The sequence below is a fragment of the Streptomyces sp. NPDC002577 genome (genome assembly GCF_053594815.1).
The window spans coordinates 15722-37558 of record NZ_JBSFWK010000056.1; the positions used below are offsets into that span (position 1 = coordinate 15722).

A 21837-nucleotide genomic window follows, 5' to 3' on the forward strand; every position below is an offset into this window, starting at 1 on the left:
CGCTATCCGACCAGTAGATCCAGGGGTCGCCGTGTTCGCAAAACCGATTCCGGGCCGGACCACCGCTGCGGCGGAAGGCGATGCGGTGGTCCTGCTGATCGGCATGCGCATCAATCACTTCTGGGCGGTGCACCAGTGGCTGCCGGTCATGCTGTCGATGTTTCGCATGCTTGGGGAGCTTGCCAAAGACAGGGGCCGGGGGCTGCTGGGGCGAATACTGCTCACCGCCTCGCCGCGGACGTACTACGTGGTCCAGTACTGGGAGTCCAAGGAGAAGCTCTACGCGTACGCGACCTCGCCAGACATGTTCCACCACAAGGTGTGGGCGATCGCCAACCGCAAGGAGCGCGCGGGCAAGGTGCGCCAGCACGTGGGACTGTGGCACGAGGCCTACATCGCGCCGGAGGGGTCGTACGAGTCGATCTACTTGGACATGCCCCCGTTCGGTCTCGCGGCAGCCACGGGGGTGCTGCCGATCGAGAGCCGCGGGCGCTGGGCCGCGGACAGGTTCGCGTACCGCTCGTCCGAGGCGGCCGAGAAGGCCGGGTGACGGGTGTTCGGGGGAACATCGGGGGAACGAGGAGAGTCTGCCGCGGCCTCGAGGCAGGCCCTCCTCGGTGAAACGCCCGACGGCCGGCCGGAGCGGGACGGCCTTACGCCGCACAGATCCGGTCCTGGATACTGGCGATCATGCGCGTCGACTTCGATCCCGAGACCATGAGCCCCCACCGCTTCTACCGGCTGCTCACCTCCGTGGTGGTACCTCGGCCGATCGCATGGGTGTCAACGATCTCTAAGGACCACTCCGTACCGAATCTCGCACCGCACTCCTTCTTCACCGTCGCCTGCACCCAGCCGCCGATCGTGCAGTTCACGTCGGTGGGGCGCAAGGACTCACTGCGGAACGTCGAGGACACCGGGGAGTTCGTCGTCAACTTCTGCTCCGAGCCGCTGTTCGAGCAGGTCAACGCCACGGGCACGGACTTCCCCGCCCATCTCGGGGAGTTCGAGGCGGTCGGCATCGACCAGGAGCCCAGCCTGCGAGTCAAGCCGCCGCGGGTCGCGGCGTCGCCGGTGGCCCTGGAGTGCCGCCTGCACAGCACGCTGTGCCTGGGCGACTCGACCGTGGTGTTCGGACGAGTGGTCCACGCCGTGGTGAGCGAGGACGTCGTCGTCGACGGCCACCCCGACATCGAGCTGCTGCGTCCGCTCTCGCGGCTGGGCAGGGACGAGTGGGGCACCATGGGTCAGATCAAGGAGATCGCACGCGTCCCGTACACCAAGTGGCAGGAGAACGAGCGCTGACCGGCGGCCACCCGACGCCGCCCCCTGTGCCACGTATCGCCCGACGGCTGAGTGAGAAAGTCACGAGGTACGCAGGCCAGGCAACGCGGCCTGGGCGACGAGCACATCGGCTACCTGCTCGGCTGTGCGTCCGTCGGTGTCGATCCGCAGGTCGCCGAGCCCGGCCTCTTCCAAGGCCGCGGCCGATGCCACCGCCTGGTCGGCGATCTTGAGCAGGTGCGCGACGGGCTGCCCGCGCAAGGGGTCGCCCGGCTGCACCCAACTACCGCCGTCTCTGCGGAGCATGATGCGCTCCGTCAACTGCTCCCGTCCGGCGTGCAGCCGGCACAGTGTGAGTTCTGCCGCGGGCAGCGCGTCGGCGTACGCCTCGACCGCGGCCTCGGACTCCACCGGGCCGGTCATGATCAGGCACTGGGCCCCGGCAGCACGGTAGGTCCCCCAGACGGCAGCCAGGTTCCGGGCCTTGACCCGGTGATTGCCGGGATCGCCGTCGGGTGCCGGGTGGCAGAAGCCGAGCTGGTCGAGATCGATATACGCAGCGGTGACCCCGGCGCGCAGGACCCTTTGGTACACCTCGAAGCCGACCGTCGACTTGCCGACTCCGGTCGCGCCACACAGCCACAGAACCGGACAGTCGACGAAAGGCGCCGCGTGGGCCGAGGCCGGGCTCCTGTCCGCTTCGGTGACAGCTGCGACCACAGTCGGCTCGACTGCGCAGGCTGACCGTCCGGGAGTCCGGGTGTGCCATCCAGCGGTCCGTTCCCTGACGAGCCGTGCCACCTCGTTCACCAGCAGACCGCTGGTGTCGACGCAGGCGTCCGCGAAGGTGCTCGCGTCCAGGGCATCGGCTTCCCGGAGCACGCGGTCGACCAGTTCGGCAGGCTGGCCACGGCCGGTGAACCGCTGCCTCAGCTCATCCCGGTCGGCACGCAGACGGCACACCGTCACTACGGCTTGCGGAATCTGGTCGACGTGCACTCCACGGGCGGCATCGACGACGCCGGAAACGATGAGGCACCGGGCGCCTGCCGCAAGGAAACCGGCCGCCACCGCGTCAAGGTTGCGTGCCTGCATACGATGCCGGCCGGGATCCGCCGCGGGCTCGGGGTAGCAGATGCCCAACTGGTCGATGTCGACGAAGCCGGTCTCGATCCCGGCCCGTGTGAGGTGGGAGTACATCTCCCAGGCGACCGTGGTCTTACCGACTCCTGGCGGGCCGCACAGCCACAGCACGGGAAGCACAGCGCCCTTCACCCGCCCACCCCTGGAGCCGGGCGACACACCATGAGCGCCGGACAGGCCGACTCGATGACAGACCTCATGGCTCGGATTCTCGTGATCGCGTACTCGCCGTGTCGACAGATTTAACCGCTCGTAGGGAGCCCGGCGGCACTGACGGGATGCCTGTCCCCGCGCTGCTGCCGAACCCGCCATCGAGATCACGCGGAGAGTGCGTGGTCACCGTACTCGCTGGTTTCCTGCGCGCAGGCAGAGACCAATTCGTCCAAGGACACATTCAGTGCTGCGGCCAGGGCCGCCACGGTGAAGAAGGCGGGCGTCGGCGCCCGACCTGTTTCGATCTTGCGAAGCGTCTCCGCGGACACACCCGCCGCCGCGGCGACCTCCACCATGCTGCGGTCGCCGCGCGCCTGACGCAGCAGCGCGCCGAACCGCTCTCCGCGCTGCCGTTCCCACGGAGTCAAAGGAGTTCTCACCATACCCGTGATACTAATACCGGTATAAGAATTGGGTAGGACCAGGACGCGGGAGTCGCAGAACATGGTGGAGATCAAGACCGAAGCAGCGCTGGATGCGATGCGGGAAGCCGGGCGCGTCGTTGCCCACGCCCTGGCCGCCGCCCGGGAAGCCGCAGGCATCGGGGCGTCCCTGCGGGAGCTGGACGAGTCGGCCCGCGCCGTTTTGACGAAGGCCGGGGCGCGCTCACCCTTCCTGGGCTACCGGCCCTCCTTCGCCCCCACCCCCTTCCCCGCGGTGATCTGCGCATCCGTCAACGACGCCCTCGTGCACGGCATCCCCACCGACTACCGCCTGCGGGACGGCGATCTGGTCAGCATCGACTGCGGCGCGCAACTCGACGGCTGGACCGGCGACGCGGCCATCAGCTTCATCGTCGGCGCCCCACGGCCCGCCGACGTGGACTTGATCGACGCCACCCAGCGCGCTCTCGACGCCGGCATCGCCGCGGCCACCCCCGGAAACCGCATCGGCGACATCTCCCACGCCATCGGCACCGCCGCCCGAGCCGCACACTGCGGCGTGCCCACCGACTTCGGCGGGCACGGCATCGGGCGCAGCATGCACGAAGACCCCCATGTCCCCAACCGGGGACGTCCCGGCCGCGGGTTCCCCCTCCGCCCCGGCCTGGCCCTCGCCATCGAACCCATGCTCATGGCCGGCGGACGCGACGACTACCGCACCGGCACCGACGGCTGGACCCTGTACACCGTCGACGGCAGCCGAGCGGCCCACATCGAGCACACCATCGCCATCACCGAAGAGGGCCCCCGGATCCTGACCCTGCCCTGATCCTGATCACGCACCGCTCTGCCCTGGCCTGGCCTGGCCTGGCCAGGGCAGGGCAGGGCAGAGCGGTGCGGGGCGGTGCGGGGCGGGATCCGGACACCCACCGCTGAAGCGCCGAGCATCGCAGCTCGGGCAATCCATCACCAATTCCAGGTCAAATGTGCGAATACGCACCGCGACCTACCGTTCGACACTCCTATGATCTACGCACTTTTGCATCTTTGGCATGTTCCAGACGAGGCATGCCTAGTTTCACTTCACGGAAGGTGCGCGTGGCGCTCATAGGAAGATTCAGACAGCTGGCGACAGTCGCGGCCGCGGCCGCCTTGTTCGCCGGGCTGACAGGGCAGCCGGCGACGGCGGACTCCCCCGCGGTCACGCAACTGACGCTGAGCGGCGACCAGTTCAAGATGACGGACACCAGTTATGCCGCCGCGACGAGCAACCTCTACAACAACTACCTGACGAACCACGCCAGCCTGACGGACGTCATCACGACGAACTACACCACGAACTCGTCGGGCGCCACCGACTCCTGGCTGAACCTCCGCTCGATGCGGACCTGTTCCGGCAACGAGACCAAGGCGCTGCCGCCGGTGACCACCAAGGTCGCCTGGTGCTGGTCGTCCGCGCACGGCGACGACACCACTCAGCACTGGTACCCGCAGGGCCTGAGCACCACCGGCACGGCCGACGGCGGCGACGGCGCGATCCAGGGCGATCACGTCGCCGCGGTCTCCTGGCACTACGAGACGCTGTCCGGGGAGACCTCCAGTGGCTGCAAGACGGACAACCTGCTGAAGCTCACCTTCATCGACCGCGACACCGGCCAGTATCGCCATGTCCTGCTCGCCGAGCCGACGAGCACCTCGTCGAGCGCGTCGGACTTCAAATTCGTCACGGGCCACGGCGGTGGCATCGTCTGGTACGCCAACTACATCTACGTCACGGACACCACACACGGCATCCGGGTGTTCGACATCAACAAGCTCGCCAAGGTCGACGACTACGGCTCCGGCGTCGACACGTACGGCATCAACGGCGGCCGCTCCAGCGCATGCGGCTACCCGTACGTGCTGCCCGAGGTGCACTACTACCAGCAGTCGGGCACACCCACCGCGTGCGACTCGGACGCCAACGCCGGCACACTCGACCCGGACCACCTGTGCTACTCCTGGCTCTCCCTCGACAAGACCGGCGGCACCCCGTACAAGCTGGTCACCGGTGAGTGGTACGGCGGGGTCGACGGCGGCCGTGTGGTGCGTTACCAGCTCAACCCGACGAGTTCCTCGACCTACCCCGGGCTCCTCAACATGTCCGGCGGAAAGACCGTCATCCAGGACGCCTACGCCGCCTCCCGTTACCGGGGACTGCAGGGCGGCATGACCTGGACAGACTCCGCGGGCGTGCTGAACTTCGCCTTCCACAAGGGCTGCGGCACCCAGCCCGGCGTGTACTCCCACACCTGGATCGGTGACACGAGAGCCGGGACGACCTGTGCTGACGGCGGCAACTGGGCGGCCGGGCCGCCGCAGGCCCTGAGCTACTGGCCGAAGCTCGACACGACCCAGGTCGACGAGCTGTGGGGCCTGACCGAGGGCATCTGCTGGAGCCCGAGCGACTCGCGGTACGACGAGCACACGCCGACGAGCACGCTGGACGCCTGCTACGGCTACAACGGCTCGACGACCTCGTCCCTGCGGACGGTCTTCGCGGTCGGCTTCACCGACTCGGCTGTGCAGGACCTGCACTGACCTGACGTATGTCGAGCGGGGTCTGCTCCGGCACCGTACAGCGCCGGAGCAGACCCCACGGACGAGTGCGAGCGAGCGACGCTTCTCCCCGCGGCCCCTCACACGCCGACGGCGGCCTCCCGAGCGGCGGCGTTCCGCGTTTCCGTGGCCGGATTCCCGCCCCAGCAGGCGTGCTGCGGGACTTCCTCGCCCTTCATGAGGAAGGAGTCGGGGGCGAGCATCGCGCCATCGCCCATCGTCACGCCGTAGTGGACATGGGCGGCGACACCGAGCGTGGTTCCGGCGCCGAGGGTGCTGTGGTCGGACTTGAAGGTGCCGTCCTCCTGTGAGTGGCACTGGATCCTGCTGCCCGCGTTGAGCGTGCAGTCGTCGCCGACGGTGGCGAGCGTACGGTCCGTCAGGTAGCAGCCGTCGTCGAAGACCCTCTTGCCGATCCGGGCGCCGAGCAGCCGCCAGGCCAGGGGCTTGAACGGCGTGCCGTTGAACACGTGGAAGAACTCGACGGGCAGCTTCCACAGGCGCTCGTGCAACCAGAAGTCCGGGTGGTAGATGGAGCACAACCGCGGTCGCGGCCTGCGGAACGCCACGATGGCACGCTCCACGAGCATGAGGTAGACGGCCGTGAACACAAGGGCGAGGGCCGAGGACACGGCGACCATCACCTGTCCCACCACACCGCGCAACTGGACGGCCGTCATGCCGAGCGACGTGACCACGAAGAAGTCGAGCCACCCCACGGCCAGGAACAGCGCCATGGTGCGGAGGTTGTAGCGGTTCTTCGCGGCGAGGAGTCGGCGCAAGCGGTCCCCGGTGCGGAGGTGATCGAACCGGCTGTCGCGCTCCACCGAGCGCGGGATCTCGAAGGGCGGGGAGCCGAGCAGACCGACCCCTTCGCGGACCCCGCCGTCGAGCGGCACCATCACTTTCGTCGCCAGCAGGCAGTTGTCGCCCGTCCTGGCGCCGGCGGGAAAGGCGATGTTGTTCCCGATGAAGTTGTGCGGTCCGATCGCGGCACGGGAGACGCGGAAGGACGTACTCGAGTATTCGGCGTTCACGATCGAGAGGCCGTCGGCGACCATCGTTCCGGTGCCGACAGAGCTCAGGAACGGTGACTCGTGATGGATTTCCGTCCCGAAGTTGGATCCGGTCTGCTCCACCGGGGACAGTTTGTATCCGAGTCCTCGCAGATAGTGAACTATGTAGGAGCTGTCGCCGAAGAGCCGCTTGAAGAACTTGATGTTCGTCATGCGTGCGATCGCCCGGTGAGCGGAGTACTGAAGGCCGTACAGCGGGTAGACCGTGTCCGGTTTGATCAGGCGGGCCAGCAGCCGTGGGACGGTGCACAGCACGATGACGCCCATGACGACGAATCCGAAGAACAGCACGAGGGACGTACGTATCGCGTCCAGGTAGAACTGCGGCGTCATGCCCCCCGCTGTGTCGTTGCCTGCGCCCAGTACCTGGTCCGTGGCCGGGACGGCGGCGAGCAGCATGTACGAGCCCCCGACGGTCAGCGGCACGACCAGGCAGAAGATCTGGAGCAGGGTGACGAGACCGTAGACGGCGCGGCGGGGCGTGCCGCAGGTCGCCGGTGGCACCCTCACGTGGTCGGTCTCCGTGCGCTGGGCAGGGGAACCGTGCCAGCTTTCGCCTGCCGGGACCGCCTGGCCGCTGTGCAGGGAGGACGCGTGACCGAGTTGGGCTCCGTCTCCCACGCCCGTGTCGATGTCGAGCACGGTCTTCTCTCCGATGAACGCGTCTGTGCCGATGGTGACCTCGCCGGTCTGGATACGTCCCGCGTGCGCTCGGTAACAGAGAAAGTACGTGTCCTTGCGGATCACCGTGTTGGAACCGATGGTGAGCAGGTCGGTGCAGATCGGAACATGACGGGTGAGGATGGTGACGTTCTTCCCGATCCGCGCGCCGAGGGCCCGCAAGTAGAGGACGTGCAGTGGATTGCCGATGAGAAGGAACATCGGATTCGCGTGCAGCAGCACCTTCACGGTCCAGAACCGCAGATAGGTCATGCCCCAGATGGGGAATTGACGGGGTGTCCAGCGACCGATGAGGATCCATTTGGCCACGATCGGGAAGAGGCACAGCCCTAGGAAACCGGCGCCGCCGACGAGGACCGACCGCAGATAGATGTCCGTCAGGCCCGAGCCGGCGGCGACCCATTCGTAGCATCGGGTGGCCACCGTGCCGACGACGAGGACGTAGGCCAGGAACACCAGCAACTGCAGCGTCCCGCACAAGGTGTAACGCAGGGTGCTCGTCTGCGCCACCGCAGGTGCCGGTGCTGGTGAGATCGAGTCGGAGGCGGACGTGGCGTTCCCCGCTGCCCTGGCCAGGCTTCGGATGGTCGGATTCCGGTAGACGTCCTTGATGGACACGGACGGCAGGTCCGCACGCTTCCTCACCCTGGCGCAGAACTGCGCCATCACCAGCGAATTGGCACCGAGGTCGTCGAAGAAGTGACTGTCGAGCGACACCTGCTGCACACCCAGGACCTGAGCCAGCACCTCGGCGAAACGGCTCTCAGGGCCTTCCTGTCGACCGGTGCACTTCCTCTCGCCGATCGGGGATTCATCCGGCCTATTCGCCTTGCTCGTCTTGCTCATCTTGTTCGTCGAGTTGCTCATCTTGTTCGTCGAGTTTTCAAAAATTCGCTCCACCATGCGAGCCCCTCGAGATTGGCGCTCCCCTATCGGCCGCACCGCATCGGTGAGTACATGCTCCACAACCGTGTGTGTGCGAGCCCCGGCCATTTCCCCCGCTGCACCCGACAGGCCGCCTCGGCGGTGTAGTCCCGTGAGGTGGTCTCGTCGGTGCACTCACGCGTGACCGGGATCCCGCGGGACGTCATGCTGCCGCCCGGCGCCCCATAGGACACCGTCATAGGTGGTCCTGCTTCAGCTGCAGTCCCAATAGCCCGCGTGCCACTTGTGGTAGCTGTCGTACCATCCCTTGTGCCACGTGCAGTGGTCATTCTGGGAAACTGAGGCACTCGTCGAGGCGGGGGTCGTCGCTGCGGCCGTGCTCGCCGTGCCGATCGCGGTGCCGCCGGCCAGCATGAAGCCGGCCGCGAGACAGGCGAAGGCGCGCTTGGCGTGTTGTGCTCGCATGGATCCGCTCTTTCCTTCACGTTCTCGCGCTGTCGCCGCACGAGATGGATGGCCGCGGCCTCACGCCGAAGGCTCTGGGCGCTGTAAGCGTGAGCCGCTGAGGTTGCTGGACGATGCCGCTCAAGAACGATGCGGCGCTGTCGTCGAGGTCGCCGTGTGCCGGCCCGGAAGCACGCCCCCAGCTGTCGCCCACCCTGACGGGAACGTGTCGCGGGGCCTGTCCAGCGATCGTCACCTCTTTCGACGGTAGCGGCGTACCGGCTGCCAGGCACCTCGAGCGCAAGGCGCCCCAACCGTCGGCGACCAGCACCGACACCGCTCCCCCCGTCTGTCGCTGCTGAGGCCGGTACGCACACGCAAATCTTCCGCGGCACTCGGCGAACCAGGCTGCTTTCCCCTTCCAGTTGGCGGTGTTGTCGACCGAAACCGCCGAACAGCCACCGAACAAGCGATCGCAGCCCGAACGCTGGTCGCGGTGCGCTTGGCGGTGCGCTTGGCGTTCCGGGGCAAGCTCCTGGACGTGTGGCCGGCCGGCGGGCCGACCCGTCGGTCGCCCGAACCCACGAACGCACCAGCCTGCAGCACGCCGATGGACCCGTGGGTATGAACCACGCCCGGTCACGCCGGGCGAGAACGGCTGGAGATCGAACCGTCCCCTAGCGTGGGACGTCCCTATTTCTCCCGGAAACAGGTGGGACGGAATCTTCGTCCGGGGCCTCGGTAACGCTCAGCGGCACAGGGTCTCGCTCCGCTGATCCTGACCGCACCTCGTAGGAGATTCTCATGAATCGCACGATGCAGCGCGGCCTCGTGGCCGCGGTCGCGGCGCTCGCGATGCTCCCCACCGCGGCCGTCGCCACCGATACCGCCGCCGGATCCCTGAAGCCGGCAGCGATTCGGCAGCACGTGGCCGGGCAGCACACCACACCCCCGCAGCTGTGGCGGCCAGGCCACTCCACGCCCCGGCACACGGTCGTCACCCGTCACCTCCGGGGCCGCGTGGTGACCCGGTACCTGCCGCTCAACGTCCGCTCCGGCCCGGGCACCGGCTACCGGGTCATCGGCTCGGTGCGGTCCGGCAGCACGGTCTACATCCAGTGCAAGAAGTACGGCAGCAACGTCCGTGGCAACCACCGCTGGTACAAGCTCGCCGGCCGGAAGGGCGATGTCTCCGCCCGCTACGTCCGCAACCTGAGCGCCATTCCCTGGTGCTGAACCATCGGTCCGCCCGTCCCGCCTCCTGCGGGGCGGGCCGGCCCGTTCCACGGATGTGACGAGGAGGTCTGCAGAGCCCATGTCTCCTTCCCTTCCAGCCAGTCCGGGTCGCAGGGCCGTACTCGGGTTCGGTACCGCGGCCATACTGGCCACCACACTCTCCGCCGGCCGGACCCAAGGCGCTCGCGACCCGAAGCCGGCGGGCCTTGCCCCGGCGGGCAAGCTGTGGATCCGGGATGCACGGCTGCACCACTCCACGGTGCTGCAGTCCTTCGCCTTCGACGAGCGGCACGGCCACATGTACGCACTCCAGGTGATGGAGGGCGGCGTCCGGCTGCCGGGCGAGCCGCACGCCTACACCCATGCCGAACGCGCAGCCGGCGGTGACCTGTGCCTGAACCGGCTCGCCATGGACGGCACGCTCATCGGCCATATGTACCTCCTCGGCTTCGGTCACGGCGGCGCCATCGGCGTCGAGGACACCGTCCGCAATACCGGGGCGCTGTGGACGGAGTGGGACGCGCATCCGGCCTCCGGTTACGGCCGCGGCATCTGCCGCTTCCCCTTCACCGCGGGCGCGGTACTGACACGCACCAGCCGCCGCATCGCCACGTACCGCCCGGTCCCCGGCTCCACGAGCAACTACGTGGCCCTGGACCCGGCGCACGACCAGCTGCTGCTGCGCTACAAAGTGGACGGCACACCGCGCTACGGGGTGTACAAGCTCAGTCAGTTCGCCTCGCGCAACTTCCGGTCGGTCGCCGACTTCTCCCAGCCCGGCGCCGAACTGGGTCTCCCTTTCCAGGGCATGACGCTCTACGGCCCGTACGCCTACCAGCTGCTCGGCAACGCGTACGGCCCCGGTAACCCCTCCTCCTCTGCCGGCAACGTCCAGCTCTACCGCATCGACCTGCGTACCGGGCGGGTGCTGCAGCAGGTGCTGGACAGTACTGCGAAAGGGCTCTACCCGCGGGAGCCGGAGGGCCTGGCCGTGCTGCGCCAGGGCGGACCTTGGCTGTGCATGGGCTTCACCCAAGGCCGGGTGCGGGAGCGCAGATTCTCTCTCTACTACAAGCCGATCACCCGATGACTCCTGCCGTGCGTGTGGCGGCCTTCGCTCCAGGGGTACACATCCGTCCGTCTGGGACGAACCGGACGACGCACCAAGGAAACTGGGAGCGGAATGGAGAAGCAAGGGACAGCCCGCTGGCGGCCACTGCCCGACTCACTCGGCCCCGAAGCACGGCTCCTGGTGGAGCGGCTGCGCGACCTCAAGCAGCGGACGGGGCTGAGCTTGGCCGCTCTCGCCATACGCACGGCCCACAGCAAGTCTGCATGGCATCGCTATCTCAACGGCGTCAAGTTGCCACCGCGTACGGCGGTCGAGGCGCTGGGGCGGCTCACCGGCGCGGAGACGGCGTCGCTGCTCGCGCTGTGGGAGGAAGCGTGCCGGGTGGAGACCGGACCACTGAGCGCGCCGGCACAGCCCCCTGCGCCACAGACTCACGCAGTGCCACTGCCCCTCGCGGATGCCCGTGTGCGGCGGCTGCGGCGGACCGCCGTCATGCTGGCCGCCTCCACCGCTCTGGGCGCTGTGGCCTGCGGTGTGGGCGTTCCGGTGCTGTCGGCCGGCGACCCGAATCGGCGGGCGGCGTCCTGCCACGGGCAGAGCTGTCAAGGTCAGTATCCGGACTCCTCGCACTGCAACCAGGATGCCCGGACCGAGAGCACCGTTTTCGACGGCGCCTACACCGTACGGCTGCGGTTCAGCCCGTCCTGCGCGACGGTCTGGTCCGAGGTGGAGACGAACGTGCGCGGCGGTACTCGGAGGATCTCGATCAGGTCTGCGACGGATGAGCTGCTCGCCTCGCACCGGGACAGCGTGACGCACGGCGAGAACAGCCCCATGCTGGCCGCGGCGGACCCGCAGGGCGCCGAGGCGTGTGCCGAGGTGTCCGACCGACTGGCCTGCACCGGGGCTGTGCAACTCTCCGTGGAGCTGCCGGGGAATCATTGACGATGTCTGAGCCGGATCTGCTTGTGGACCACTCGCCACCCTGGCTCAACGTACGTCCGACACACACGCGGCCCTGCCCGGCACGGCCGGTCGCCACAGTCGGCCCGGGCGGTACAGGGGATTGCAGGGACCCGCCCGGGTGTGACCGTCCAGCCCGACCGGCCCGCCGTCGGTACGCAGCAGCGCCGTGGTCCCGAGCAAGAACGCCTCGCCGGCCCGCCCTTCGGGCGGTCGGCGGGAGTGTGACGACAGGACCTAGCCGTGCACCCAGATCCGTAGCGGACCGACTGGCTCGAAGCCATGGCGCACGGCGGCTGCCAGGTCATCGCCGTGCTCATAGCCGACCACCGGGCAGGTGGGGAACAACGAGTGCACCGCATCCAGCACGATCGGCCACGCCGCGTCAGGACTGCCGTCTGTTGCGAAGACGTTGGAGATTCCGACTACCCGGTCGCTACGGCTCGCCACCGCTCCGCCGACCACCCGGCCGTCGGCGGACCGTCCGACGAGCACGAAAGTAGCGCGGTCGTCGAGCAGTTCGGGCCGGAAGAGGTCCGCGTTGCCGTCACCGTCGTCCCAGGCTTGTGCCCAGGCTCGCAGCATGGCCGGGTCGCCCACCACGTCCCAGACATGATCCGACGGGAAGGCGGGTGCACTCGCCGGACGGTGGATCCACTGCGCTTCGAACAGCACCCGGAAGCCCGCCTCCGTCAAGTCGAGGTCGGCGAAGCTGTCCTTGACGGAGGCGCTGGGCGCGGCGATGTCGATCCGGGCCACCAGCGCGGCCGGGTCGGCTCCCGGCACCAGCGTCACCGCGTCGGGATAGTACGCAGGGGTGCGCACCGAAGAGGCCCAGGCCTGCGCCCCGAACTCGCCCACCAGACCATGCGACCGGCCCATCGCTGCGCACCACTCGGCGTTGTTGCGGGCCGCAGCCCGGACCAGGAGCTGCTGTGGCTTCGTCACGAGTGCAGATGATGGCCCACCAAGGCCCGCCCGGTCGAACGCTTTCCGCTGCCCGCACCACGAGGCGCCCCGCGGACCCCTCGCCCTGCTCGCGGATCGGTCCACCCCCGCAACTCAGCGCGAGGACGACACCCAGGGGCCGACGCCGCCGATGCGTTCGACGGAGTAGCGAACGACGTAGCCCGGACCCTTCGGCGCCGGGAATTCGGCATCAGGGGACATGTAGACCTTCGCCAGGCGGTTGAGCAGATTCCATGCGTCGTCGCTCGGCTGAACGGTGGCCCGCGCCTTCAGCACGGCGTACTCGTTCAGGAAGATGCCGGGCACCCGCGGCGCGTCGAAGGACAAGACGACCCGCGGATCCTTCTCGATGTTGCGCAGCTTCACGTGCCGCGACATATGACCACTGACGAGGTCATCACCGTCCAGCCCGATCCAGATGACGGTCACCTGGGGGCTCCCGTCGGGATTGATGGTGCTCAGGTGCGCCATGGGCCCGGACGCGATCAAGTCCCGCAGTTCACTCGGCAGGCCGCTCATAGGTTGGTCCCTTCTGCCACGAACTCACCCAATGTCCAGCTCTCGCTCGATCTGAACCATCTCACGTCCGGCCTGACGCTGGTCGACGTTCACCGAGAGAGTCACCTGTCGCGTCGCACCGAACGCAGTGTCCGACAGCGCTCCCCCGACTACCACCGTCGTTCATGTGCGTGAATATGAATCAAGTACAAGTCTATTGACGCGTTCACGGCAAGCATCTACGGTCCGGAGAAAGCGCTTACCCCATCCGGATGCGGCGTCCGGCTGTCCTGCCCTTCATGCCATCCAACCGGCCGCATCGCCGCACCCGGACCCCCACAGAAAGGGGTCAGCCCATGCATCTGCTCTCCTGGCGGGCCCGGCCACCCCCGCGCTGTGACCACCGGGAAGAACGCGCGGAAGCATGGCCGGACCGGAACGTCACCGCCGCGCAGTTCCTGGGCCGCCCCATTCACCGACCTCTGGTCAGACGAACCAATCATCTGGAGACAAACGATGCACATCAGACCCGTCATCGCGTCCGTCAGCCTGCTGGCCGGCGCGCTCGTCGCGCTGTCCGGCACCACGGCGCAGGCCGCCTCCACCCGCTATGAGGCCGAGAGCTCTCCGGCGGTCTGCACCGGCACCATCGACTCCGACTGGGCCGGCTACTCCGGCAGCGGTTTCTGCAACGGCACCAACGCGTTAGGCGCCTATGCGGAGTTCACCGTGAACGCCTCCACCTCGGGCACGGCGACACTGAAGGTCGGTTTCGCCAACGGGACCACCACCGCACGGCCCGCGGACGTCACGGTGAACGGCTCGACGGCCGGGTCGGCGTCGTTCGAGTCCACGGGCGCCTGGGGGACGTGGGCGACGAAGACGCTGACGGTACCCGTGACCGCGGGCAACAACACCATCCGGCTCAACCCGACCACCTCCGCCGGCCTGCCCAACATCGACTACGTCGACGCCGAGGTGTCCACGGCGGCAGCCGGCACCGTGCTGTACGTGTCGCCGAGCGGCACCGACAGCGCGGCCGGAACGGAGTCGGCCCCGACGACGCTCACCTCCGCGATCAGCCGCATCACGCCCGGCGGGACGATCTACCTGCGCGGCGGAACCTACGCCTACTCGTCCACGATCACCATCCCGGCCGGCACCGACGGCACCTCCAGCGCCCGCACCACGCTGTCCGCCTACCCCGGCGAGACTCCCGTGCTGAACTTCTCCGCCCAGAGCGAGAGTTCGTCGAACCGCGGGCTCCAGCTGAACGCCTCGTACTGGCACGTCTACGACGTCGTCGTCGAGCACGCCGGTGACAACGGGATCTACGTCGGCGGCAGCAACAACGTCGTCGAGCGCACGGTGACGCGCTACAACCGCGACACGGGGCTGCAGCTCGGACGCATCTCCTCCAGCACCCCGAGCAGCCAGTGGCCGTCCAACAACCTGATCCTGAGCGCGGAGTCGCACGACAACGCCGACTCCGACGGCGAGGACGCCGACGGCTTTGCGGCCAAGCTGACCACCGGTACCGGGAACGTGTTCCGCTACGCCGTGTCGCACAACAACATCGACGACGGCTGGGACCTCTACACCAAGACCGACACGGGTGCCATCGGCCCGGTGACCATCGAGTACTCCCTCTCGTACAAGAACGGCACCCTGTCCGACGGCACCGTGAACGCGAACGGCGACCGCAACGGCTACAAGCTCGGCGGCGACGACATCGCGGTCAACCACGTCGTCCAGCACAGCATCGCCTACGGCAACGGCCACCACGGGTTCACCTACAACAGCAACCCCGGCACGATGGCCATCTCGAACAACGTCGGCATCGACAACGCCGAGCGCAACTTCTCGTGGGACGCGGGGACTTCGGTGTTCCGCAGCAACACCTCGTGCCGGTTCAGCGTCAGCGGGTCGAACGACAAGACCGTCGGTGACGCCGACAGCTCGAACCAGTTCTGGACCGGCTCGAACGGGTCCCGGTGCTCCTCGTACTCCGGCGCCCTGGGGTGGTCCTTCGCCTCGGACGGCCACCTCGTCGTGACTTTCGGCGGCAATGTGGTGACGCCGTAACCGACGTCCAGTCGGAGAGCCGGGCCGGCGACGGCCCTCGCCGGCCCATCCGGTTCGTCCGGATGGGCCGGCCACGCGATCGACCCGTTCTTCCGGATCACGGTCAGCCAGATCACGGGTGACCTCCGGGCCGAGCGCCCGCGTCGAGTGCCTGAGAACGATGCACCCCCGGAGCGAGGGCTTCCGCTCGCAGGGCAGGCCAGGGCGCCTACCGAATGCCGGAGGCGTTCCCGTCACACATGCGCCGACTGGCCTCGCCGAGGCCATCGGCAAGCGCCGTGAGCTGTTCCGGGGTGAGGACATCGATGAGCAGCTCCCGGACGGTGGCCACATGGCCCGGGGCTGCACGCTTGAGCATCGCCTGTCCGGCCTCGGTGAGCACCGCCTTGACCCCGCGCACATCCCAGCTACAGGCGCGGCGCTCCACCAGCCCCGCCTTCTCCAGCTGGGTGATCTGGTAGGTCAGTCCGCTCTTGGTGTTGAACAGGGAGTCGGCGAGTTCCGTCATACGCATCTCGTGCCCAGGCACGGCCGAGAGCCGGACGAGGATCTCGTACTGCAGATGAGAGAGGCCCACCTCGTCCTTGAGCTGCTGGTCCAAGCGCCGGTTCAGCAGCGCGCCGGCAGCGAGGAATGCCTGCCAGGCCCGCAGCTCTTCCTCGCTCAACCATCTCGGGTGACCCATGCCTGCATCCTACAGGTTTTGTTCAAATTAAAATTGTGGCCGGCTGCGCAGCGACGATCACCACCGAGCTGGCTCGGCCGTTCATGCTGATGACCGCCGAGTTCACCCGGGGCAGTCGGACCTCCGTGCTCTCTCAGCCGGCGTGAAGGATCCGAAAGCGATCGGGTTCCGCCGGATCTCGCTCAACGACTTGGATCGGTGCCCAAGCCCATTGCCACACGCTGATGCCTGGCGTGCGGGAGAACTGGATCTGCCCGCGGGTGCCTTCGACTGCAACGCGCGGCCAGGATTCGGCAGTGCGCGCCCGGTCCGCGCCGTGAGAACGCAGCACATCGGCGAGGACGGCGACCGTGTCGTAGCCCTCGAAGGCGACGAAGGAGGGCGCTTCGGCCAGCCGCTCGCGGAGGGCCGTCTCGACTCGTGCACCGAGTGGGCTGAGGCGCTCGGGCAGGTAGCGCAAGAACGGGATCGCGGCGCCGTCGTCGCCCGGCAACGTCGCCCATTCGGCGAACTCCGGTTGCCCGGCCGGAGCACCGATCATGATCTCGCCGAGGCGCCGGTCGCGGCGGACGGACTTGACGATCGACACTGCCGGCTCCGGGTGGCCGACCAGAAGAAGAAGGGCTGTCGCTCGATTGTCGACGAGTTCGTCGCACACGGCCGTGGGGGTGAGCGCGCGCATGTCGAGTTCGATGACGGTGCCGCCGCGTGGAGCGAGGCAGTCGCGCAGAATGCGGGCCCCAGATGCCCAGTAGACACTCGGCTGGGCCGCTACGGCGATGCGGCTGTGGCCCGCGCCGAGGAGGAAGTCTGCGTAGATCTGCCAGCCGCGGGACTGCGGCGGGGAGAGGCGCGCGACCCATTCCGTTGGCTGTTCGGTGAGCGCGTCGAGAACCGCTGACGAGCAGAGGAACGGCAGGCCGAGGGCGTCGGCCCTGGCGGCAGCGGCGCGAGCGACGACGCTGTGATACTCCCCCGCCAAGGCAGCCACGCCCAGGCGAGCCAATTCGTCTACGGCCGCCGCGGCCCTCTGTGGATCGGCCGCGGTGTCTCGGACCACCAGCTCGAGTGGTCTTCCGACGATCCCTCCGGCGTCATTGACGTCGCGAACGGCCAACTCGAGTCCAGCGAGCAAGTGGTGGCCTGCCTCGACCCAGCCAGGCCGAGTCAGGGGAACGAGAGCGCCGATCTGGACGGATGATCCGTCAGTGCGCTCCACTCCAGGTGACGTTGGTGGCGTATTCATGCGTTGGCGTCTCCCGTATGACGATTCGGTTGCCGTTTGCCCGGATCGCAGAGTGGCAAGGCCCGGTAGTGCGCGTTCATCTCGTCTCGCCGTGGCGGGCACACCCGGGTGATCATGCCGGACATTGCAGCCACCACCATCGCCGACAGACAACCGATTATTTGTTCGCTGAGCTGCCAGACTTCAAGAAACCTTGGCGGGCTCAAGCGCTCAGCCTGGGATGAGTGCATCCCACTGATCTCGGGTCGGGCCGTCGTGCTGCGGCGTGAAGTCTGGGTGGGCAGCCAGCCAGCCGGCGACGTGTCGGTCCACTTCGTCGGTGCGGTAGGCGTCGTCGGCTGGTCGCAGGAGATGGCGCACCTGGGCTCGGGCTCGCATGACGACGGGGTCGTCAAAGGCGCAAGCGGCCAGGGCGGCAGCCCGCCGGTCTGCTGGTGGTGAACCGTCGGCGAGGCGTTGCTCGTCGGCGCGGTCGGCCGTCACCTGCGCGTCGAACCACGGGCGGAGGGCCTTTGCCGTCCACGTGTGGTGGACCATGGGGTCCGCGGCGATCTGCTCGACATGGGTGGCGAGGTGCTGGGCGGCACGCAGGCCGAGGGCCGCGCCATGACCGAAGGTGGGATTGGTGTGGATGAGGCTGTCCCCGGCGCTGACCAGGCCGGTGACGACAGGTCCGGCATCGTCGGCGAGGGCGGTCCAGCGGTTGTCCAGGCCGGCCATCGCCAGGACGGCTGACTGCGGTTCGGGGGCCAGGTCGAGCCAGGCGGCGGTGGCGGGGAAGCGGCGGGCGACGGCCTCGAACACGGCAGGGTCGGTGAGCGCGCCGCGGGTCGGATCACCCGTGGAGAGCACCAGGCTCACCGCGAAGGTGTCGTTGTCGGAAGGGAAGACGCCGGCGAGCGCGAACGGTGCGGCCGAGCCGGTCCTCACCCGCCCGGGGTCACGCGGGCCGTCGGCACGCAGGCGGTACCAGCGGCACAGATAAGCGATCCCGGTACGGTGATTGTCGACCACGGGCGGGCGGCAGCCGGCCGCGATCAGCCAGGCGGGAACCGGCGAGCGACGACCGGACGCATCGACGACGAGGTCCGCCTGGTGCATCTCCGCGCCCACCTGCACGCCGGTGACCCGGGCAGGGCGGCCCTCCTCGATGGTGAGGGCGCGCACCCGGGAGCCTCGCCGCACATCAACGGTGCGTTCCCGCCCAACGGCCGCGGTCAGGGCGGCTTCCAGCACGATGCGGCGGGTGCGCAGGGTCACCAAGTCCTCGTCGCCGGCCCGATACGGCGGATGCTCACCGAACCAGTCGAACTCGTGGTATTCCCGGGCTCCGCGTGCCAGCAGGTCCGCGTAGACATCTGGGGTCTCGGCGCGCAACACAGTGCGCACGGGCGCGAGGAGCGAGTGGGGCTGGACGGCCTGCGGGACTCGGGGCCTGTGCCAGTGGAAGAAGTCCCGGTTCAGGTCCTCTCCGGCCTCCCGAGCGTCCTGCTCGAACAACGCGACCATGTGGCCCCGCCGGCCAAGCATGAGCGCCGTCCCCAGCCCGCTGATACCCCCACCGATCACCGCAACCCGCGCCACTGAGCTCCCCTTCGCGTCGTGTTGCGGAATGAGCCTACTGCTTGGCGATCTCCGCTCGAGAACCGGCGGCGTCCGTCGCGGTGCGGGGGCGGGGCACGGCAGCGACGGACGCCAGGTCGAGCCGCTTGTCCGACCACGATCCATGGTCCGAAAGGGATCATGGCCTCTTGGCGATGCACGTACGCTCTGGATGCGCGCGGTCGACCGGGGGCGCGCCGGGCTTGTGCCCGAGGGGTTGGACGAAGGGAGCGTTCCGCTGTGACGCATGCTCACGAGGAAGAAGTCCTGGCCCGGATCGCCAAGGGGCTTGTCTACACCGAGTCGGAAGCGGCCTTCCAGGGCCCTCGGCGCCGTACCGAGCGGATCTTCGAGTACAACCACACACCACCGAGCGAAACGGAGAAGCGCCGATCGCTGCTCGTCGCGATCTTCGGCTCGGTCGGTGAACGCACGGTGCTGCTCCCGCCGTTCCACGCCGGGTTCGGCAGCAACGTCCACATCGGCGACGACTTCTTCGGGAACGTGAACCTCACGTTCGTCGACGACGTGGACATCCGCATAGGCAACGGTGTCATGATCGCGCCCAGCGTGACACTGACCACGACGGGACACCCGGTGCATCCCTCACGACGCGCTGACTTCGGACGGTTCTCGGAACCGATCGTGATCGAGGACAAGGTGTGGATCGGTAGCAACGCGGTGGTCCTGCCCGGCGTTCGCATCGGGTACGGGTCGGTCATCGGCGCCGGGAGCGTCGTCAGCCGCAGCATTCCCCCGATGACCGTCGCGGTCGGAACCCCTTGCCGGGTTCTCCGCGCCATCACGGACGAGGACCTCATCACACGTACCGCCGGGCATTAGGTGCGGGCGGGGCCGGCGTGGGATGCAGCTGCCGTTGTCTCTCCGTAAGCTCGTCTATGGCGTGGCTTCTGCACCTCTCGACCTTGCCTTGCGTCGAGGAGCACGAGGTAGGGCCGATGTCTCCTGACGTGGAGCCGTTCATGACCACACCGCGGGACCTGTTGATCGTCGCCATGGACACGGCGTCGGATCGTCCTCTGGAACAGGGTGACCTGTCGCTGGTGCTGGCGGGAGCCGAGGTGATCGACCTGCTGGAGGCGCAAGCCATCAGACTGGACGACGATCTCATCGTGCCGGGCTACCGGCCCTCGATCGCTGATCGCCTGTTGGACGAGGCCGCCTCGTCGCTTGTCCGGGAAGCGCCGTACGAATCGGTCGGCGACTGGCTGTGGCGTAGAGGCCGCGGCCTGTCCTCCGCCTATCTGGCCGACCTTGAAGCGGCAGGGCAGCTCACTCGGCAGCGCCGCCACTGGATGCCCTTCCGGACCGGTCAGACGGTGTTGACCGATTCGCTCGCTCGCCGCGACGCGGCCGGCCGCTGGACGTCGGATGAGCCCATCCTCGCCGCGCTTGCGGCGGCCCTCGGTATCGGCGGCAAGCGGACTGAAGAGACTTCGACCGTGGTCGACGACTCGGTGGCGACAGTGCTGGCCGCCGTCCATGACGCGTTGAGGGAACTGGAGGCCGTTCGGCAGCGGCGAGCCATCGAGGATGCGGCCTTCGACAACATCTGGCGAGGCGAATGACGACGACGGCCTGCCCCCGGCCCACGGGCGCGACAGGACCGGACATGGTCTGATGGATTCGGGGGCAGGTCCCGGCAAATACCCTGGAGAGGTCCGGATGAGCACGTATCGAGCCGCTCAGGTGGCCGCCGTCGGCGGGCCGTTCGAGATCGTCGACCGTGAGGTACCGAAGCCGGGCCCCGGGCACGTTCGGATTGCCGTGGACGCCTGCGGGATCTGCCGCAGCGACGCCGGCATGGTCGACGCCGTATTTCCCGGAGTCCGGTTTCCGTTGGTTCCCGGCCATGAGATCGCCGGTCGCATCGAGGAGCTCGGCGAGGGCACGCAGAGCCGCGGCTGGCAGACGGGCGACCGGGTGGCGGTGGGCTGGTTCGGCGGCAGCTGCGGCCACTGCACACCCTGCAGACAGGGCGACTTCGTGGTGTGCGAGAACCTGAAGGTTCCCGGATGGGCGTACGACGGAGGTTACGCCGACGTGGTGATCGCACCCGCCGACGCCCTGGCCCGGATCCCCGATGCGCTGGCGGCGACGGATGCGGCGCCCCTGGCCTGCGCGGGGGTGACCACGTACAACGGGCTTCGGCGGAGCTCCGCACGGCCGGGCGATCTGGTCGCCGTACTCGGCATCGGGGGCCTCGGCCACCTGGGAGTGCGGTATGCGGCCGCCATGGGCTTCGAGACAGTGGCCATCGCCAGGGGGTCCGACAAGGCCGACTTCGCCAAGCAGCTCGGGGCGCACCACTACATCGACAGTACGGCGGGCACCACCGTCGCGGACGCGCTGCAGTCCCTCGGCGGAGCCAAAGTGGTCCTGGCCACCGCGGCCAACTCCGACGCCATCACGGCTACCGTTGACGGACTGACCCACCGTGGCGAACTGGTGGTCATCGGGGCGGACGCCGACCCGCTGGGGATCACCCCGGTGCAACTGCTCATGCGAGCCAGGATCGTACGCGGCCACCCGTCCGGGACGGCGCTGGACATCCAGGACACGATGGCGTTCAGTGCCCTGCACGGGATCCGCCCGATGACCGAGATCATGCCGCTCGACCAGGCCGATGAGGCGTACCGGAAGATGCTCTCCGGCACTCCACGATTCCGGATGGTGCTCACCACCCGCTGAACGCGCCGTACTCGCCGCCGGGCACAGCAGCCATTACCTCAGCCCGCATGCGTGGGGCGTCG

The 21837-nt window shown here is 68.3% G+C and carries 20 protein-coding genes; 11 read left to right on the top strand and 9 right to left on the bottom strand.

Annotated features, from left to right (window positions below; translation table 11 throughout):
* The first annotated feature begins 31 nt into the window (after positions 1 to 31).
* Positions 32 to 550, top strand: coding sequence for a DUF4188 domain-containing protein (locus ACWD4J_RS38880; RefSeq protein ID WP_451400270.1), 519 nt, complete (start codon positions 32 to 34; stop codon positions 548 to 550).
* 140 nt (positions 551 to 690) lie between these two features.
* A complete protein-coding gene (locus tag ACWD4J_RS38885) occupies positions 691 to 1305 on the top strand; it encodes a flavin reductase family protein (protein ID WP_451400271.1) in 615 nt (204 codons plus the stop codon).
* A 60-nt stretch (positions 1306 to 1365) separates the two neighbouring features.
* On the opposite strand, the gene ACWD4J_RS38890 is transcribed toward ACWD4J_RS38885, so the two are convergent.
* Both ACWD4J_RS38890 and ACWD4J_RS38895 read right to left on the bottom strand, forming a co-directional pair.
* Positions 1366 to 2559, bottom strand: a complete 1194-nt coding sequence (locus ACWD4J_RS38890) for an AAA family ATPase (RefSeq protein WP_451400272.1) — start codon at positions 2557 to 2559, stop codon at positions 1366 to 1368.
* Positions 2560 to 2744: 185 nt separating this feature from the next.
* Positions 2745 to 3023, bottom strand: a complete 279-nt coding sequence (locus ACWD4J_RS38895) for a helix-turn-helix domain-containing protein (protein WP_451400273.1) — start codon at positions 3021 to 3023, stop codon at positions 2745 to 2747.
* 61 nt (positions 3024 to 3084) lie between these two features.
* On the opposite strand from ACWD4J_RS38895, the gene map reads away from it, so the two are divergent.
* A complete protein-coding gene (map, locus tag ACWD4J_RS38900) occupies positions 3085 to 3852 on the top strand; it encodes a type I methionyl aminopeptidase (protein WP_451400274.1) in 768 nt (255 codons plus the stop codon).
* Between the two features lie 269 nt (positions 3853 to 4121).
* A complete protein-coding gene (locus tag ACWD4J_RS38905) occupies positions 4122 to 5603 on the top strand; it encodes a hypothetical protein (protein WP_451400275.1) in 1482 nt (493 codons plus the stop codon).
* Positions 5604 to 5701: 98 nt separating this feature from the next.
* Here ACWD4J_RS38905 and ACWD4J_RS38910 read toward each other — a convergent pair whose 3' ends face one another.
* Both ACWD4J_RS38910 and ACWD4J_RS38915 read right to left on the bottom strand, forming a co-directional pair.
* Positions 5702 to 8245 (bottom strand): Pls/PosA family non-ribosomal peptide synthetase, encoded by a 2544-nt coding sequence (locus tag ACWD4J_RS38910; RefSeq protein WP_451400306.1) that lies wholly within the window; start codon positions 8243 to 8245, stop codon positions 5702 to 5704.
* 270 nt (positions 8246 to 8515) lie between these two features.
* On the bottom strand, positions 8516 to 8728 hold the full coding sequence (locus tag ACWD4J_RS38915) for a hypothetical protein (protein ID WP_451400276.1): 213 nt from the start codon (positions 8726 to 8728) through the stop codon (positions 8516 to 8518).
* Between the two features lie 783 nt (positions 8729 to 9511).
* On the opposite strand from ACWD4J_RS38915, the gene ACWD4J_RS38920 reads away from it, so the two are divergent.
* The 3 genes from ACWD4J_RS38920 (at position 9512) to ACWD4J_RS38930 (ending at position 11960) form a co-directional block, all read left to right on the top strand.
* The gene (locus tag ACWD4J_RS38920; protein ID WP_451400277.1) at positions 9512 to 9943 is read left to right on the top strand and encodes an SH3 domain-containing protein; all 432 of its coding nucleotides are present in this window, start codon (positions 9512 to 9514) and stop codon (positions 9941 to 9943) included.
* A 79-nt stretch (positions 9944 to 10022) separates the two neighbouring features.
* Positions 10023 to 11033 carry a phage baseplate protein gene (locus ACWD4J_RS38925; RefSeq protein WP_451400278.1) on the top strand — a complete coding sequence of 337 codons (1011 nt, stop codon included), beginning with the start codon at positions 10023 to 10025 and terminating at the stop codon, positions 11031 to 11033.
* A 93-nt stretch (positions 11034 to 11126) separates the two neighbouring features.
* Positions 11127 to 11960 (top strand): DUF2690 domain-containing protein, encoded by an 834-nt coding sequence (locus ACWD4J_RS38930; RefSeq protein ID WP_451400279.1) that lies wholly within the window; start codon positions 11127 to 11129, stop codon positions 11958 to 11960.
* Positions 11961 to 12215: 255 nt separating this feature from the next.
* Here the strand turns inward: ACWD4J_RS38930 and ACWD4J_RS38935 are convergent, their stop codons facing one another.
* Both ACWD4J_RS38935 and ACWD4J_RS38940 read right to left on the bottom strand, forming a co-directional pair.
* The gene (locus ACWD4J_RS38935; RefSeq protein ID WP_451400307.1) at positions 12216 to 12860 is read right to left on the bottom strand and encodes a hypothetical protein; all 645 of its coding nucleotides are present in this window, start codon (positions 12858 to 12860) and stop codon (positions 12216 to 12218) included.
* 180 nt (positions 12861 to 13040) lie between these two features.
* Positions 13041 to 13466, bottom strand: a complete 426-nt coding sequence (locus tag ACWD4J_RS38940; protein ID WP_451400280.1) for a PPOX class F420-dependent oxidoreductase — start codon at positions 13464 to 13466, stop codon at positions 13041 to 13043.
* Positions 13467 to 13961: 495 nt separating this feature from the next.
* On the opposite strand from ACWD4J_RS38940, the gene ACWD4J_RS38945 reads away from it, so the two are divergent.
* Positions 13962 to 15530, top strand: coding sequence for a carbohydrate-binding protein (locus tag ACWD4J_RS38945; RefSeq protein WP_451400281.1), 1569 nt, complete (start codon positions 13962 to 13964; stop codon positions 15528 to 15530).
* Positions 15531 to 15738: 208 nt separating this feature from the next.
* Here ACWD4J_RS38945 and ACWD4J_RS38950 read toward each other — a convergent pair whose 3' ends face one another.
* The 3 genes from ACWD4J_RS38950 to ACWD4J_RS38960 all read right to left on the bottom strand — a co-directional run bounded on the left by ACWD4J_RS38950 (position 15739) and on the right by ACWD4J_RS38960 (position 19045).
* Positions 15739 to 16215 (bottom strand): MarR family winged helix-turn-helix transcriptional regulator, encoded by a 477-nt coding sequence (locus ACWD4J_RS38950; protein ID WP_451400282.1) that lies wholly within the window; start codon positions 16213 to 16215, stop codon positions 15739 to 15741.
* A 133-nt stretch (positions 16216 to 16348) separates the two neighbouring features.
* Positions 16349 to 17461 carry an ABC transporter substrate-binding protein gene (locus ACWD4J_RS38955; RefSeq protein ID WP_451400283.1) on the bottom strand — a complete coding sequence of 371 codons (1113 nt, stop codon included), beginning with the start codon at positions 17459 to 17461 and terminating at the stop codon, positions 16349 to 16351.
* A 210-nt stretch (positions 17462 to 17671) separates the two neighbouring features.
* Positions 17672 to 19045 carry an FAD-dependent oxidoreductase gene (locus ACWD4J_RS38960; RefSeq protein ID WP_451400284.1) on the bottom strand — a complete coding sequence of 458 codons (1374 nt, stop codon included), beginning with the start codon at positions 19043 to 19045 and terminating at the stop codon, positions 17672 to 17674.
* Positions 19046 to 19303: 258 nt separating this feature from the next.
* Here ACWD4J_RS38960 and ACWD4J_RS38965 point away from each other — a divergent pair, with 258 nt between their 5' ends.
* From ACWD4J_RS38965 to ACWD4J_RS38975, 3 genes are all read left to right on the top strand, one after another.
* On the top strand, positions 19304 to 19906 hold the full coding sequence (locus tag ACWD4J_RS38965) for a sugar O-acetyltransferase (protein ID WP_451400285.1): 603 nt from the start codon (positions 19304 to 19306) through the stop codon (positions 19904 to 19906).
* A gap of 140 nt (positions 19907 to 20046) precedes the next feature.
* Entirely contained in the window at positions 20047 to 20652 is a 606-nt protein-coding gene (locus ACWD4J_RS38970; RefSeq protein ID WP_451400286.1) for a GOLPH3/VPS74 family protein, read from the top strand.
* 97 nt (positions 20653 to 20749) lie between these two features.
* Positions 20750 to 21775 (top strand): alcohol dehydrogenase, encoded by a 1026-nt coding sequence (locus ACWD4J_RS38975; protein WP_451400287.1) that lies wholly within the window; start codon positions 20750 to 20752, stop codon positions 21773 to 21775.
* The last annotated feature ends 62 nt before the right edge of the window (positions 21776 to 21837 follow it).

What these genes read in the sequence shown, in the direction of transcription:
- ACWD4J_RS38885 (WP_451400271.1), top strand. Translation starts at nt 691, where the DNA reads ATGCGCGTCGACTTCGATCCCGAGACCATGAGCCCCCACCGCTTCTAC.
- ACWD4J_RS38895 (WP_451400273.1), bottom strand. Translation starts at nt 3,023, where the DNA reads ATGGTGAGAACTCCTTTGACTCCGTGGGAACGGCAGCGCGGAGAGCGG.
- map (WP_451400274.1), top strand. Translation starts at nt 3,085, where the DNA reads ATGGTGGAGATCAAGACCGAAGCAGCGCTGGATGCGATGCGGGAAGCC.
- ACWD4J_RS38910 (WP_451400306.1), bottom strand. Translation starts at nt 8,245, where the DNA reads ATGAGCAACTCGACGAACAAGATGAGCAAGACGAGCAAGGCGAATAGG.
- ACWD4J_RS38915 (WP_451400276.1), bottom strand. Translation starts at nt 8,728, where the DNA reads ATGCGAGCACAACACGCCAAGCGCGCCTTCGCCTGTCTCGCGGCCGGC.
- ACWD4J_RS38920 (WP_451400277.1), top strand. Translation starts at nt 9,512, where the DNA reads ATGAATCGCACGATGCAGCGCGGCCTCGTGGCCGCGGTCGCGGCGCTC.
- ACWD4J_RS38925 (WP_451400278.1), top strand. Translation starts at nt 10,023, where the DNA reads ATGTCTCCTTCCCTTCCAGCCAGTCCGGGTCGCAGGGCCGTACTCGGG.
- ACWD4J_RS38930 (WP_451400279.1), top strand. Translation starts at nt 11,127, where the DNA reads ATGGAGAAGCAAGGGACAGCCCGCTGGCGGCCACTGCCCGACTCACTC.
- ACWD4J_RS38935 (WP_451400307.1), bottom strand. Translation starts at nt 12,860, where the DNA reads ATGGGCCGGTCGCATGGTCTGGTGGGCGAGTTCGGGGCGCAGGCCTGG.
- ACWD4J_RS38940 (WP_451400280.1), bottom strand. Translation starts at nt 13,466, where the DNA reads ATGAGCGGCCTGCCGAGTGAACTGCGGGACTTGATCGCGTCCGGGCCC.
- ACWD4J_RS38945 (WP_451400281.1), top strand. Translation starts at nt 13,962, where the DNA reads ATGCACATCAGACCCGTCATCGCGTCCGTCAGCCTGCTGGCCGGCGCG.
- ACWD4J_RS38950 (WP_451400282.1), bottom strand. Translation starts at nt 16,215, where the DNA reads ATGGGTCACCCGAGATGGTTGAGCGAGGAAGAGCTGCGGGCCTGGCAG.
- ACWD4J_RS38955 (WP_451400283.1), bottom strand. Translation starts at nt 17,461, where the DNA reads ATGAATACGCCACCAACGTCACCTGGAGTGGAGCGCACTGACGGATCA.
- ACWD4J_RS38970 (WP_451400286.1), top strand. Translation starts at nt 20,047, where the DNA reads ATGACCACACCGCGGGACCTGTTGATCGTCGCCATGGACACGGCGTCG.
- ACWD4J_RS38975 (WP_451400287.1), top strand. Translation starts at nt 20,750, where the DNA reads ATGAGCACGTATCGAGCCGCTCAGGTGGCCGCCGTCGGCGGGCCGTTC.